Genomic DNA, 14,196 nt, shown 5'->3' with positions numbered 1-14,196 from the left:
ATCATATCTTGAATCGCCCCGAGCTATTCTGAAGACTCGCCGCAAGCCTGGCCAGTTCGCCGCTGGCGGCGGCCGCCTGTGTCGCCCCATCCGCGATCTGCCCAACACTCTGGGACAGCGACTGGATGTTGCGGTTGATCTCTTCGGCCACGGCCGATTGTTCCTCGGCCGCACTCGCGATCTGGGTGTTCATGTCATTGATGCGGGCGATGGCGGCGGCGATGGCCCGCAGTGACGCACCGGCCTGACGCGCCTGGGCCACGCCCTCGCCGGCCCGGACGCGCCCCTGATCCATGACGGCCACCGCCCCGGCCGAACCGGACTGTACGCGCTCGATCTTGCCCTGGATGTCCTGGATCGAATCCTGAGTGCGACTGGCCAACGTCCGCACCTCGTCGGCGACCACGGCGAAGCCGCGCCCCTGCTCACCGGCGCGCGCGGCCTCGATCGCGGCGTTCAGGGCCAGCAGATTGGTCTGGGCCGCCACGCCGCGGATCACGTCGAGCACGGCACCGATTTCGCGGCTGTCGTCCGACAGGCGGGCGATGACCTGGCCGGCGGACTCGACTTCACTGGCGAGCGCCTCGATGGCGACGATAGCCTGCTCGACGACCTGGGAACCGGCCTCAGCCTCGCGGTCGGTTTCCTGGGCGGCGCGTGCGGCATCGGCGGCATGGCGCGCGACCTCCTCGACCGTGGCCGTCATCTCATGGATGGCGGTGGCGACCTGATCGGTCTCGGAGAGCTGCATGCGCACCTGTTCGCTGGTCTCGCCACTGGTAAGCGACAGCTCCTCGGCCGCCGAGGCCAGATGCGTCGAGACACCGGCGCTCTCCTTGACCATCTCGTGGATGCGTTCGACGAAGCGGTTGAAGGTTCGCGCCAACTCGGCCAGCTCGTTGTTGCCCTCGGCGTTCAGTCGCTGCCTGAGATCACCCTCGCCTTCGGCGATTTCACGCAAGCTGGCTGTGACCTGACGGATAGGGCCGGTGATCATACGCGCTATTCCAAGGATACCCAGGATACCGACGGCGACCACTACCAGGAGCGCCACGCTCATCCCAAGCACCATCTCGGCCATGCCCCTGGCGACGATGGCTACAGCCTGTGTCTTGGGGATGCCGAGTCCGAAGGCGCCGACCACCTGACCGGCTGCATCGAACACGGGTTCATAGGCCGTCAGGTGCGGCTCACCCAACACATCGGATTCGCCCACATAGCGCTCGCCCTGCATCAGTGGATCATGGGCCGCGCTCGACGCGCCGAGCCGGGTACCGAGCTGACGCTGCCCGTCAGCAGTGCGCACACTGGTGGCAACCCGGACGAAGTTCGCGCCATCACGGGCAAAGAGACTGAAGAGCAGACCCAGGTCACGGCTGATGGCATCGGGCATCGCTGTGTTTCCCTCGACCGAGCGACCCTGGGCGTCGACCAGCTTGCCGCTCTGGAGACTCAGTTGACCGAAGTCACGCGAGAGATAGAGCCTGGTGGCGCGCAGATCGCCATCGACCTTGGTGAGCAACGTCTGATGTACGAGCGTTTCGACCATGGAAGACGCCGTGAGATAGGCGATCAGGACCAGCGCGGCACCGATCAGCAGGATACCCGGGATGGCTGTGACGGCGAGCCGGGCGCGGATGGTGAGATTCTTCCACATGGGAGCCACCGGCTTGATTGGAAACAAAATGGGGTTCCTGGTTCAATGCGCTCCCTGTTATGACACTTATGATTGTAGCCGCCCCGTTGCAGGCGTGCATCTGATTGGCTTCAATCGGGCGACTGGCCATCGGGGCGGGTCTCGGACCCGGCGCCGGACTGGCGATGAGAGTCGCTCGAGTCGCGATCCTGGACCTCGTCTTCATCGAGCAGGAGACGCTGCCCGTCGCCTTCCAGATCGTCGAACTGACCGCTACGCGCCGCCCAGAACAGCACGGCGACCGCCGCGAGCCCCAGAACCAGCATTCCGGGGATCAGACCATAGATGACTTCCATCGTGAGACGCTCAGCGTGTTGGATGATGCGAATCGGAGGACTTGAAGCGCGCGCCGAGACGCGCCGAGTTGCCGATCACGGCCAGACTGCTCAGCGGCATGGAGACGGCCGCGATCAGCGGTGTGACGACGCCGGCCATGGCCAGCGGCACCATGACCAGATTGTAGAGGATCGATAGCGCGATGTTCTGGCGGATGGTGGTCAGGGTGCGGCGCGAGAGCTCGGACGCTTCCAGCACCCGCTCCAGCTCGCTCGACATGAGCACGATATCGGCGCTGGCGATGGAGACATCGGTGCCGCTGCCCATGGCGATACCGACATCGGCGCGCACCAGGGCCGGGGCGTCGTTGACGCCGTCGCCGACCATGGCGACAGGCTCGCCGGCACGCTGGAGGTCGTCGATGACGCGATCCTTGTCCTCAGGTAATACCTCAGCGATCAGTTCGATCGAACCGAGCCGTCCGGCGATGCGTTCGGCGGCCGTACGCCGGTCGCCGGTCAGCAGTGTGACGCGAAGTCCCTGAGCGCGCAGACGCGCAACGACTGATTCAGCGCCTGGACGCAGCTGATCCGCCACCCCCAACCGCAGGGTCAGACGGCCGTCGATGGCGCAGAGAATCCGGCTGTCCGGTTCCGTGTTCGACTCGGGATCGGATGGCAGCGCGATCCCCTGACACGTGAGCCATTCCGCGCGGCCGATGACCAAGGCGCGGCCCGCGACCCGCCCGGCGATGCCCAGGCCCGGTTCGACCTCGACCGCTTCCACCGTCAGGCCACCCGGATCGATCCCGGCTCGTTCGCATAGATCCAGCACCGCCGTCGCCGCCGGATGCTCAGACAGTCGCTCCAGCGCGCCGATCAGACGCAGGTCGGCGCGCTGTTCGTCGGTCAGCACCGGCGATTCGGGGTCGAGCGGGCGCCAATCGGCTCCAGCCCCGGCGATCGCCACCACGGCCGGGCGCCCCTCGGTCAGGGTGCCGGTCTTGTCGAAGACCAGATGGCGGATGCTCGACAGCCGCTCCAGCACCGCCCCGTTCTTGATCAGGATGCCGCGTGCCGCGCCCACGCCGGAAGCGACCGCGATCGCCATCGGCGTGGCCAGTCCAAAGGCGCAGGGACAGGTGATGATGAGCACGGCGGTGGCCGCGGTCAGTGCGCGCTCCAGATCGACCTGGACCCAGAGCACGAAGGTCAGCGCCGCCAGCCCCAGGGTCGCGGCGACGAACCAGGGCACGATGCGATCGGCCAGACGCTGGATGGGCGCACGACTCGCCTGCGCCTCCTCGACCAGCCGGATGATGCGCCCGAGCGTGGTCTCGGCGAGCAGCCCCGTGACCCGGACCCGGAGCACCCCTGCCCCATTGATGGTGCCGGCCGAGACCCGATCGCCCGCCGTTTTGGGGACCGGGCGCGACTCGCCGGTCAGCATCGACTCGTCCACACCGCTGCCTCCGTCCAGGATCTCGCCATCGACCGGGATGCGCTCGCCGGGACGCACCAGCACCCGTTCACCGACGACGAGCGAGCGGATCGGCACGACCGTCTCGCCGCCGTCGTCCTGGAGTCGGGTCGCGACCCTGGGTTGAAGATCGAACAGCCGTTGGGTGGCCGCCACCGCGCGTCGGCGCGAGATCGCCTCCAGATAGCGCCCGACCAGGATCACGAACAGAAAGTTGACCACTGTGTCCCAGTAGACCGCGCCGATCTCGGAGCCGCCGAGCGTCACATAGAGCGAATAGCCATAGGTGACACTGACCCCGATAGCGATCGGCAGATCCATGCTCAGATGGCCCGAACGTAGCCCCGACCAGGCGCCCCGGTAGAAGGGCGCGCCCGAATAGAGGATGGTCGGCGTAGCGAGCAGGAAGCCGAGCCAGTGGAAGAGTTCGCGGAACTCGCCCTGGTCCGCCCCGCTGTAGAGCGCGATCGAGATCCACAGCAGGTTCATCATGGCGAATCCGGCCCAGGCGAGCCGGAACAACAGGGCGCGATTTTCGCGCGCGATGGCGCCTTCGGAGGCATCCGGATCGAAGGGCGTGGCGGCATAGCCCAGATCGGCCAGCCGACGCAGGATGCGCGAAAGCTGGAGCCGTCCGTTGTCCCAGCGTACCCGCAACCGGCGTCCGGTGAGATTGACCCGTGCCTCCTCGACGCCGGGGAGCGACTGAAGTCCGCGCTCGATCAGCCAGACACAGGCCGCGCAGTGGATACCCTCGACCAGCAGATTGATCTCGCGGTCCTCGGCAGCGACGTCGGTGAATTCCTCCTGCACCGCGTCCAGATCGAAGAGGGTGAGATTCTTGGGCGGCTCGGGCGGCGGACCGAGCAGGGCGCCTTCAGGCGTGCGGCGGTAGAAGCCTTCCAGCCCCGCCGCATGGATGGCCAGACAGACCGACTTGCAGCCGGTGCAGCAGAAGGCGCACTCGGTGCCGGCGATCTCAGCCGTCTCGCGCGCACCGGCGGCGATCGGCAGACCGCAGTGAAAACAGTGCTCTTCCTCCACCCGCTAGCGCGCCCCGACCGTGAGACGCTCGCTGACGCTGAACTCGTCCTCACCCAGACGTGCACTGATGAGCGTGTCCCACACGCCTTTCAGCGGAAAGGCGGTCTCCACCACATAGCGCCCGCGATCCTCACGGTTCATGGTCAGGGTGAAGTCGCGCGCGGCATCCGAGGGCCGGTAGGCGTGGAAGGTCACGGCCTCGGGATCGACCGGCTGACCGGCTTTGTCGACGAAGAAGACGCGGATGAACTCGGTCTGACCGGCGTGCAGCGACGCCGGGATGTCGGCCCGGATCAGCCAGCCCGGATCGCGTGCCTGACGGGTCAGGACGGTGCGCTCATAGTTCCGCCCACGCTCGTAGTAATCGGCGTTGACCAGCCCCGGATTGGTCGCGAAGGCCAGATAGACCATGACCAGATTGACGGCCAGCACCGCGACGATGAGCCCGATCCAGCCGAGCACCCAGGGATTGCGCAGGGCCGCGTTGGGCTGGAGATGAGCCTGGAGACGGGCTTGGATGTGGGTCATCATCGGTGCTGGGCCTCGTGTGGCTGAGAGTTTCCGCCGCTCAATCGGAGCGCGGTCTGGGGCCGACGAAGACGCTCTCACGCTCGGTCACGGCCGGCTCGCCCGTCGTTCGCTCGGCCTCGATTCGAAAGACGATCGGCTGCTGTTCGGCCTCGAGCGCCTGGCGCGGAATGCGGACGAAAACGGTCGCCGGCGTCACGCCGCCCGGTGCCGTCGCGATCGGTTGTTCGGCACCGGCGAGCGTCAGTGACTCATGCCCCGTAGCGCGGATCGTCACGGCCAGCGGCTCATGGGTCTTGTTGAGAATCTTGAGGGTGTATTTGTTCTGGATCGAGCCATCGCTCTGGAGCACAAACAGCGGCGCGCGTTCGTGCAGCACCCGCAGTTCGAGCGGGTCGAGCGAAGTCAGGCCATAGAGGATGCCGGACAGCGACAGCCCCAGGATGAGGACATAGACCCAGACCCGCGGCCTGAGCCACAACGGGCTGGTGCGACGTCCTTCGAGTTCATCCAGCGAGGCATAGCGGATGAGCCCGCGCGGCCGACCGACCTTGTCCATGACCTGATCGCAGGCATCGAGACAGAGCGCACAGGTGATGCAGCCCTCCTGCTGACCGCGCCGGATGTCGACCCCGGTCGGACAGACCGCCACACACTGATTGCAGTCGACGCAATCGCCCGTCGTTCGCTCGCCTTCATCCTCGCGCTTGACCCGACCGCGCGGCTCGCCGCGCCGCTCGTCATAGGTCGGCACGATGGTCGAGCGGTCGAGCATCACGCCCTGGATGCGCGCATAGGGACAGAGCCAGAAACAGGTCTGCTCGCGCAGGAATCCGGCCAGGACATAGGTACCGGCCGTGAAGAGCGCGACCGTGACATAGGCCGCGCCATTGGCCTGACCGGTGAAGAAAGTCCACCACAGCGTCGGCGCGTCGGTGAACCAGGCCACGAAGCTGAATCCGGTCAGAAAGCCGATCAGGAGCCACAGACCATGCTTGATCGCGCGCAGTTTGAGCTTTTCGCGACTCATCGGCGCCGCGTCGAGCTTGCGACGCGCCGCCGGCGGACCCTCCAGCCGCTCCTCGATCCAGGTGAAGACATCGGTCCAAACGGTCTGGAAGCAGAAGAACCCGCACCAGACGCGCCCGACGAGCGCCGTCATCACCGCCAGCAGGATGGCGAAGAACAGCAGCAGCAGCGACAGCATCCAGAAGTCCTGCGGCAGCACCGTGACCGAGAACAGATGGTATTGGCGATTCGGGATGTCGAACAGCACCGCCTGCCGGTCGTCCCAGCGCAGATAGGGACCGAGCAGATAGATCAGCCACACCGAGGCCATGGCCCACTTGATGGTGCGCCAGCGACCGGGTATCCGCTTGGCATGGATGGTCTGGCCGCCGGCATTGACATGCCAATCGTCGGCCTCGGCATAGAGCGCGTCGACCGAGACCGGCGCGGTCGATTCAGGATCGGTATTCAATTGGGTCACATCCAGACGTCACATCCCGCCACCGAGCGAATGGACATAGACGACCAGCTTTTTGATGTCCTGCGCGCTGAGTTTGCCTGCCGGCTCGGCAAAAGCGGGCATCACGGCGCTTCGGCTTTCGGGGGCGTCTTTCTGATTGACGCCATACAGGATGGTGTGACGCGCGCTCTCATAGCCGCCCGGCTCGAAACGCCAGATGCCGTCGCGCAGATTCGCCGCCCCCACGCCGATGAAATCGCCATTGGGCAGGTCGACCACATGCCCATTCGCGGTCTGACCATGACAGGCCACGCACCCCTTGGTCCGGAACAGGTTCCAGCCGGCCTCGCTGCCGCCCTCGCCGCCGGTCTCCGCCATCGCGACCGCCCAGTGCGCGAGCGTATCGACCTCCGGCTCGGTGAGCATGGTCTTGTGCGCCGGCATCAGCGACTGACGCCCGCCCGTGATGGTCTCGGTGAGCTTGGCCGTGGTGCCGCCATAGAGCCAGTCGTCGTCGGCGAGCACCGGATAGCCCGGATTGCCCTGCCCGCCGCTGCCGTGACAGGCCGCGCAGTTGTCGCCGAACAGCACCTTGGCCGAGGCTAATGTGTATTGCTTCAACCCCGGATCGGCCAGGATCTGATCGGCTGTCATATCGCGAATCCGATCCTCGAACTGAGCGCGCTTGGCCTCGATACGCTCGACGCCCTGTTCGTATTCTTTGATCTGGCTCCAGCCGAGGACGCCGGGCGTCGGCTCGTCACCGACCGGCCAGGTCGGATAGAGGATCGAATAGCCGATGACCCACAGGATCGACAGCCAGAACCCCTGCATCCACCAGCGCGGCGGCGGATTTTTCAGCTCGCGGATGTTGTCGTCCCAGACATGCCCAGTGTTGTTCTCGCCTGGAAAGGGATTATGGTCGGCCATCGTGATCTCCGGAGGGCGCGTCGTCCTCGTCCTCGAACGGGATGTGCTTCCTGGATTCGAGCGACTCCCGGTTCTTGGGACGAAAGACCTGAAAATAGGCCAGGATCATCAGCAGGAAGATAACGACGGTCAGGATGGTGCCGATCCAGTCGTTGACCGTCATCGCCTCCCAGTCGGTCGCGAAATACTCGATGAGGCTATTCACGATAGGCCTTGGCGTCATCGAGCTTGACCATGGTGCCGAGCACCTGGAGATAGGCCACCAGGGCGTCCATCTCGGTCTTGCCGTCGAGCAGGAACTCGGCGGCGGCGATGTCGGCCTCCGTATAGGGCACGCCGACCTGTTGCATTCCCCGCATGTGACGCTGCATCCGCGAGCCGGTGCCGGCCGGCCAGAGCGTGAAGCCGAACACCCGCAGCGACATGTCCGGATCAGCCGCCGTCTCGTCGAGCCAGGGATAGCTGGGCATCACCGACTCAGGCACCAACGAACGCGGATCGTACAGATGCCGGCGCTGCCAGTCGTCGGAATACTTGCCGCCGACGCGCGCCAGATCCGGGCCGGTCCGCTTCGAGCCCCATTGGAAGGGATGGTCGAACATGGATTCGGAGGCAAGCGAATAATGCCCGTAGCGCTCCTTCTCGTCGCGGAAGGGCCGGATCATCTGCGAATGACAGAGATAGCAGCCCTCGCGCTGATAGATGTCGCGTCCGGCCAGCTCCAGCGCCGTGTAGGGACGCACCCCGTCGCCCGGCTGCCAGTTCCACTGCTCCTTGCCGGTCTCATCGAACGTGACGATGGGTTCCTTGCCCGCTTTGTCCCAGACGATCTCGGGGAAAGCGTTGTGCTCCATCGTGCCCTTCAGATAGAACAGGGGCACGATCTCGACCAGTCCGCCCACCGAAAGCACCAGCGCGGTGGCGATCAGCAGGGCCCAGATGTTGACCTCCATCCATTCCTGAATGCTCTTGACACGAACCTTGGGTCTATTGCTCATGTGTTCGGTCTCCCGCTTCAGGCCATGGCCGGGAGGGCGCGCGCCTGTTGCAGGCGACCCTCGACGACGGATTTGCGCACGGTCATGAGCACGTTGAACAGCATCACCGCCGCGCCGAACAGGAACAGCATGCCGCCGACGGCGCGCATGGCGTAATAGGGATGCATGGCATCGACCGACTCGACGAAGGTATAGGCCAGGGTGCCGTACTCGTCATAGGCGCGCCACATCAACCCCTGCATGATCCCGGACACCCACATGGCGACGATGTAGATCACGGTGCCGATGGTCGCGGTCCAGAAATGCAGGTTGATCAGGCGCTCGGAGAACATCTCGGTGTGATAGAGCCGCGTCATCAGATGGTAGATGGCGCCGATCGAGATCCCGGCCACCCAGCCGAGCGCGCCCGAGTGCACATGGCCGATGGTCCAGTCGGTGTAATGCGAGAGCGCGTTGACGCTCTTGAGCGCCATCACCGGCCCCTCGAAGGTCGACATGGCATAGAAGGCCAGCGCCATGATCAGGAAGCGCAGCACATAGTCGGTGCGCAGCCGGTCCCAGGCGCCGGACAGCGTCATCATGCCGTTCACCGCGCCGCCCCAGGACGGGATGATCATTGCCAGCGAGATCGCCGCTCCCAGCGAGCCGGTCCAGTCCGGTAGCGCCGTGTATTGCAGATGATGCGCGCCGAGCCAGACATAGCCGAACATCAGCGCCCAGAAGTGGATCACCGACAGCCGGTAGGAATAGACCGGACGCCCCGCCTGCTTGGGCACGAAGTAATACATGATGCCGAGGAAGCCGGCGGTCAGATAGAAGCCGACCGCATTGTGACCCCACCACCACTGGATCATGGCGTCCTGCACCCCGGAGAAGATCGAGTAGGACTTGAAGAGTCCGACCGGGATCGCCAGGCTGTTCACGACATGCAGATAGACGATCATGATCATCATGCCGAGGAAGAACCAGTTCGACACATAGATGTGCGAGGACTTCCGGTTGGCGATGGTCATGATGAAGTTGAAGGTGAAGGCCAGCCAGACGACGGCGATCAGGATATCGATCGGCCATTCCAGCTCGGCGTATTCCTTCGACTGGGTCAGCCCCAGGGGGAGCGTCAGCACCGCCAGCACGATGACCGCGTTCCAACCCCAGAAGGTGAAGCGCGCCAGCTTGTCGCTCCAGAGCCGCACCCCGCAGGTGCGCTGGACCGAGTAGAAAGCGGTGGCCATCAGAGTACAGCCGCCGAAGGCGAAGATGACGGTGTTGGTGTGCAGCGGCCGCAGCCGCCCGAAGGAGAGATAGGGACTGTCGAAGTTCAGGAACGGCCAGGCCAGCTCCGAGGCGATGTAGACGCCGAAGGCCGCGCCCAGCACCAGATAGACCACAGCCATGATCGTGAACCAGCGCACGATCTCGAAGTTGTACTTCTGCTCCAGACTGGCTTGCATGGACCCTCCCGAAACCGTTGGACACAACATGAAGGCAAGGAGGCCATCCGGCCCGGACCGAGTCGACCGCGATCCGGCGGCGTCGATTGACGAATCTCAATGGATCGCGTATCGAAAGTCAACCCGCGAATCGTCAATGCTTATTTGAAGAAAGACTCGACCGAAAACCCTTCGCTTTCGAGGATATCACGCAGCCGGCGCAGCGCGTCCATCTGGATCTGACGCACACGTTCGCGGGTGACGCCCAGCTCGCGCGCGACACTTTCGAGCGTCGAGTTCTCATGGCCGTGCAGACCGAAACGGCGCTCGACCACCTCGCGCTGCTTGTCGTTGAGCAGACCGAGCCAGTGCTCGATGTTGACGTGGATGTCGTCGTCCTGGATGCGCTCGGTGGGGTCGCTGGAACCGTCGTCCTGGAGCATGTCGACCAGGGGCTTGTCGGCGTCCTTGCTGTAGGGCGTGTCGACCGAGGTGATGCGCTCGTTGAGACCCAGCATCCGTTTGACCTCGTTGATCGGACGGTCGAGCAGCTGGGCGATGTCCTCGGAGGTCGGGTCGTGGTCCAGGCTCTGCGCGAGCTGGCGCGAGGCCTTGAGATAGATGTTGATCTCCTTGACCACATGGATGGGCAGGCGCACCGTGCGCGTCTGGTTCATGATGGCGCGCTCGATGGTCTGGCGGATCCACCAGGTCGCATAGGTCGAGAAGCGAAAGCCGCGCTCAGGGTCGAACTTCTCGACCGCCCGGATCAGCCCGAGATTGCCTTCCTCGATCAGATCCAGCAGCGGCAGACCGCGATTGAGATAGCGGCGCGCGATCTTGACCACCAGCCGCAGGTTGCACACGATCATGCGCTGACGCGCCGCGTTGTCGCCGGCCTGGGCGAGGCGGGCGAACCGGATCTCCTCCTCGGCGGTCAGGAGCCTGGACTCACCGATCTCGTTGAGATAGATCCGGGTGGCATCGAAATCGGCCTCGGATGCCTCGATAGGGCGCTCCCCAGTAACGCTCGACGAGTCGCCGTCGAGCAGCTTGAGATCCTCCGAGTCGGAGTCATCGGAAGCGACGGAGTCCGAATCCCCATCCAACAGCGGCAAGGATTCGCTATCGATCTCAGACAGATTGTCAGGGGTCTCGCGGTCTTTGGCGCTCGACATCCACATCCTCCGGCGCGCGGGACGAACTGTTCAAGGGCGCGCGGGCAGATAGAGGATCGGGTCAACGGCCTGACCATGACGACGAACCTCGAAATGCAGCAGATAGGCGCCATCCGCGCCCTGCCCGACCTCGGCCACGACCTGCCCCTGATTCACACGCTCGCCCTCCGTGACCAACAGCCGGCGGTTGAAGCCATACGCGCTCAGATACTTTTCACTGTGTTTGATGATGATAAGGTTGCCGTATCCCTTGAGTCCACTCCCGCTGTAGACGACCTGCCCCTCAGCAGCGGCCTTGACCTGATCTCCCGACCGACCGCCGATGCGGATCGCATGTCGGGTACGATCGCGCTCGCTGTAGGTCTGCACCAGCGGGCCGGTGAGCGGCCATTCCCAGTCCACGCCCGAGGGTCCGCGCCGGCTACCCGGCCCCTCGCGTGTCGGCGTCCTGGCGGCGGGACGCGATCCGGCCCGCGGTTTGGCGGCCTTGGTCGCCTGAGGCGGTTCGGTCTTGGTCGTCTGCTCGACGGTCCGGTTCACGGGAGTCCGACCCGCTTCAGGCCTGTCGGTCGGCGTGGACGCCTCGCTCGGGGCGGCCGGCTGCGGCGCTTCCGCGAGGAGCGGTGCCGGCGGCTTGCGCACCCCCTTAGACGAACGAACATCCGGCGGCGCGATCCGCAACAGGGTATCGGCATAGATGGTGTAAGGCGGTTCCAGCCGATTCCAGCGCACGAGTCGACGCTGACTGACACCGAGTCGCTGGGCGATCAGACCGAGGCTGTCGCCGCTTCGGATCAGATAGTAGCCATCGGGCACCGGACCGGACCAGTACCGGCCATGGAGCGACTCCGATGATTTGGAGGCACAACCGGCGATCAGCAGCGTCAGGGCCAGACCCAGCAGCGACGAGACGACCGGCATCCGCGTGTCGTCCAGCGCGTCACGCTTCATGGTTGGGGTCGATCGCAGCTGGAACAAGGTCAGATCAAGACTCCCATCATCCCAATCGGGACTCCCAAGCGTATCGGTCGGTGCGCCCCGGCTTCAGGCGACTCCAGCCAGCAAGGGCACGAAGCTGGCCGGTTCCAGGATCTCGTGACCGAAGCCGCCGCGTGCGTGACGCACCAGCCGCACCAGGCTCTGACGCGGCCCCTCGCCGATCGGCAGCACCATGATGCCGCCCGGGGCGAGCTGCTCGGCGAGCAAGCGTGGTATGCCGCGCGGTGCGGCGGTCACCATGATGGCCTGATAGGGCGCGTACTCGGGCCAGCCCTGGGCGCCGTCGCCGTGGCGATAGCGGACATTGCGCATCTTCAGCGCGCCGAGCCGCTCCTGGGCGCGCTCGAACAGCTCGCCGACACGCTCGACGGTGTAGACGCGCCGCACCAGCGAAGCCAGAACGGCGGTCTGGAACCCTGAGCCGGTGCCGATCTCCAGCACGGTGTCGGGTGTGCCGTGCTCCAGCAGCGCCTGGGTCATGCGCGCAACGGTATAGGGCTGGGAGAGGGTCTGGCCATGTCCGATCGGCAACGCCGAATCCTCGTAGGCACGACTGGCGAGCGCCTCGTCGACGAACAGATGACGCGGCAGCGCGCGCATCACGCGCAGCACCTCGGGCGAGTCGATGCCGGCGTCCATCAAACGCTGGATCAGGCGCTCGCGCGTGCGTCTGGAGGTCATGCCGATCCCCGGATCGAGCAGGGTCTCGGTCATTACACGCATCCGGTCAGCCAGGAACCGAGCGACTCCAGGGCGGAATGCCGGGTCAGGTCGACCTGTAGCGGCGTGATCGAGACGAAGCCCGAGCGCACGGCGTCGAAGTCCGTGCCGGGTCCGGCATCCTGTTCGGGGCCGGCCGGCCCGATCCAGTAGATCGGCTGACCGCGCGGGTCGCGCGCCTCGACGATCGGTTCGGCCTTGTGCCGATGGCCCAGCCGCGTGGCCTTGAAGCCCGCGAGTTCGGCATAAGGGCGATCGGGAACATTGACGTTGAGGATGATGCTGGATTCGAGCGGGTTCTGACGCAGACGCTCGACCAACTGGACCGCCACGCGCGCGGCGGTGTCGAGGTGCCGGGGCGCACTCGAAGCCATGGAGACGGCGATCGAGGGCAGTCCCAGGAAGCGCCCCTCGGTGGCGGCGGCGACCGTGCCCGAGTAGAGCACGTCGTCACCCAGATTCTGGCCATGATTGATGCCGGAGACTACGATGTCCGGCTCGATCGAGGGCAATCCGGTGAGCGCCAGATGCACACAGTCGGTCGGTGTGCCGTCGACCTGGATGAAACCGTTGGGCATGCGCTTGGCGCGTAGCGGTCGGTCGAGCGTGAGCGAGTTGCTCGCTCCGCTGCGGTCGCGTTCCGGGGCCACGACGACCACCTCGCCCAGGGCCGTCAGGGCCTCGGCCAATACGATCAAACCGGGTGACTGATAGCCGTCGTCGTTACTGACAAGGATTTTCATCGTTTTTTCGCGAGTCTCTTGGTATCGCCGAGGATCATACTCTACGGACGCTGATCGGGCATCCCGACATCGTCGACCGATCGTGGGGCGGCTATACTCGCCCCCCAAAGCCTGCCCAGACAGCCCCAATCCAGCCGATGAAACCCACACTCCAGGACGCCGACCGTCAGCTCTTCCGCGAACAGGTCGAGGATGCCGAGCCTTTGTCGTTCGAGAGCGCCGAACCCTTCCGCCGCCGCCCGCCGCCAGTGCCGCGTCCACGTCCGATCGAAGCGCCGGAGGGTGACGAGCGGGTCGCACTCGCCGAGTCCGAAGTCACAACCCACGACTATCTGCTCTTCGCGCGCCCCGGCGTCCAGAACCGGGTGCTCGCCGATCTCCAGCGTGGGGCCTTTCCGGTCGGGCTGGAGGTCGATCTGCATGGAATCCAGGCTGAGCACGCGCGTCAGATCCTGGCCGAATTCCTCACCGAGTGCACGCATCGGCGGGTGCGTTGCGCGCGCATCATCCACGGCAAGGGTTATGGTTCCAGCGGACGGGCGCCCGTGCTCAAGAGCAAGGTCAACTACTGGCTCAGACTCTATGATCAGGTTCTGGCCTTCTGTTCAGCGACCCGTCGTGATGGCGGAACCGGAGCGGTCTATGTGCTGCTGCGCAATCCCAACAAGGCGTCCAGGGCGCGCATGGACTGAGCGGGGACGGCGGCT

General features: G+C 65.2%; 14 protein-coding genes. 1 reads left to right on the top strand and 13 read right to left on the bottom strand.

What is annotated here, in order from left to right:
• Position 1 precedes the first annotated feature (1 nt).
• The 13 genes from ALVIN_RS03915 to surE all read right to left on the bottom strand — a co-directional run bounded on the left by ALVIN_RS03915 (position 2) and on the right by surE (position 13,489).
• Complete coding sequence (locus ALVIN_RS03915; protein WP_012970012.1) at positions 2-1,657, bottom strand: methyl-accepting chemotaxis protein; 1,656 nt, start codon at positions 1,655-1,657, stop codon at positions 2-4.
• 110 nt (positions 1,658-1,767) lie between these two features.
• Positions 1,768-1,992, bottom strand: coding sequence for a cbb3-type cytochrome oxidase assembly protein CcoS (ccoS, locus tag ALVIN_RS03910; protein WP_012970011.1), 225 nt, complete (start codon positions 1,990-1,992; stop codon positions 1,768-1,770).
• Positions 1,993-2,002: 10 nt separating this feature from the next.
• Entirely contained in the window at positions 2,003-4,495 is a 2,493-nt protein-coding gene (locus ALVIN_RS03905; RefSeq protein ID WP_012970010.1) for a heavy metal translocating P-type ATPase, read from the bottom strand.
• 3 nt (positions 4,496-4,498) lie between these two features.
• Positions 4,499-5,026: a FixH family protein gene (locus tag ALVIN_RS03900; protein WP_012970009.1), complete on the bottom strand. Its 528-nt coding sequence runs from the start codon at positions 5,024-5,026 to the stop codon at positions 4,499-4,501.
• A gap of 37 nt (positions 5,027-5,063) precedes the next feature.
• A complete protein-coding gene (gene ccoG / locus ALVIN_RS03895) occupies positions 5,064-6,503 on the bottom strand; it encodes a cytochrome c oxidase accessory protein CcoG (RefSeq protein ID WP_012970008.1) in 1,440 nt (479 codons plus the stop codon).
• An 18-nt stretch (positions 6,504-6,521) separates the two neighbouring features.
• The gene (gene ccoP, locus ALVIN_RS03890) at positions 6,522-7,421 is read right to left on the bottom strand and encodes a cytochrome-c oxidase, cbb3-type subunit III (RefSeq protein WP_012970007.1); all 900 of its coding nucleotides are present in this window, start codon (positions 7,419-7,421) and stop codon (positions 6,522-6,524) included.
• Positions 7,408-7,626, bottom strand: coding sequence for a cbb3-type cytochrome c oxidase subunit 3 (locus tag ALVIN_RS03885; RefSeq protein WP_012970006.1), 219 nt, complete (start codon positions 7,624-7,626; stop codon positions 7,408-7,410). Before ALVIN_RS03885 ends, ccoP begins: the two co-directional genes overlap by 14 nt.
• A complete protein-coding gene (ccoO, locus tag ALVIN_RS03880) occupies positions 7,619-8,419 on the bottom strand; it encodes a cytochrome-c oxidase, cbb3-type subunit II (protein WP_012970005.1) in 801 nt (266 codons plus the stop codon). The genes ALVIN_RS03885 and ccoO overlap by 8 nt, the downstream gene beginning before the upstream one ends.
• Positions 8,420-8,436: 17 nt before the next feature.
• Positions 8,437-9,870, bottom strand: a complete 1,434-nt coding sequence (gene ccoN, locus ALVIN_RS03875) for a cytochrome-c oxidase, cbb3-type subunit I (RefSeq protein ID WP_012970004.1) — start codon at positions 9,868-9,870, stop codon at positions 8,437-8,439.
• A gap of 140 nt (positions 9,871-10,010) precedes the next feature.
• Entirely contained in the window at positions 10,011-11,027 is a 1,017-nt protein-coding gene (gene rpoS, locus ALVIN_RS03870) for an RNA polymerase sigma factor RpoS (protein WP_012970003.1), read from the bottom strand.
• Between the two features lie 30 nt (positions 11,028-11,057).
• A complete protein-coding gene (locus tag ALVIN_RS03865) occupies positions 11,058-11,978 on the bottom strand; it encodes a peptidoglycan DD-metalloendopeptidase family protein (protein ID WP_012970002.1) in 921 nt (306 codons plus the stop codon).
• 93 nt (positions 11,979-12,071) lie between these two features.
• Positions 12,072-12,740: a protein-L-isoaspartate(D-aspartate) O-methyltransferase gene (locus tag ALVIN_RS03860; RefSeq protein WP_012970001.1), complete on the bottom strand. Its 669-nt coding sequence runs from the start codon at positions 12,738-12,740 to the stop codon at positions 12,072-12,074.
• On the bottom strand, positions 12,740-13,489 hold the full coding sequence (surE, locus tag ALVIN_RS03855; protein WP_012970000.1) for a 5'/3'-nucleotidase SurE: 750 nt from the start codon (positions 13,487-13,489) through the stop codon (positions 12,740-12,742). The genes ALVIN_RS03860 and surE overlap by 1 nt, the downstream gene beginning before the upstream one ends.
• A gap of 137 nt (positions 13,490-13,626) precedes the next feature.
• Between surE and ALVIN_RS03850 the strand changes: the two genes are divergently transcribed.
• On the top strand, positions 13,627-14,181 hold the full coding sequence (locus ALVIN_RS03850) for a Smr/MutS family protein (protein WP_012969999.1): 555 nt from the start codon (positions 13,627-13,629) through the stop codon (positions 14,179-14,181).
• The last annotated feature ends 15 nt before the right edge of the window (positions 14,182-14,196 follow it).

The sequence above is a fragment of the Allochromatium vinosum DSM 180 genome (assembly GCF_000025485.1).
GTDB lineage: Bacteria > Pseudomonadota > Gammaproteobacteria > Chromatiales > Chromatiaceae > Thermochromatium > Thermochromatium vinosum.
The sequence above is the reverse complement of the archived record's forward strand: the minus strand, read 5'-3'. Positions and strand labels throughout refer to the sequence as shown.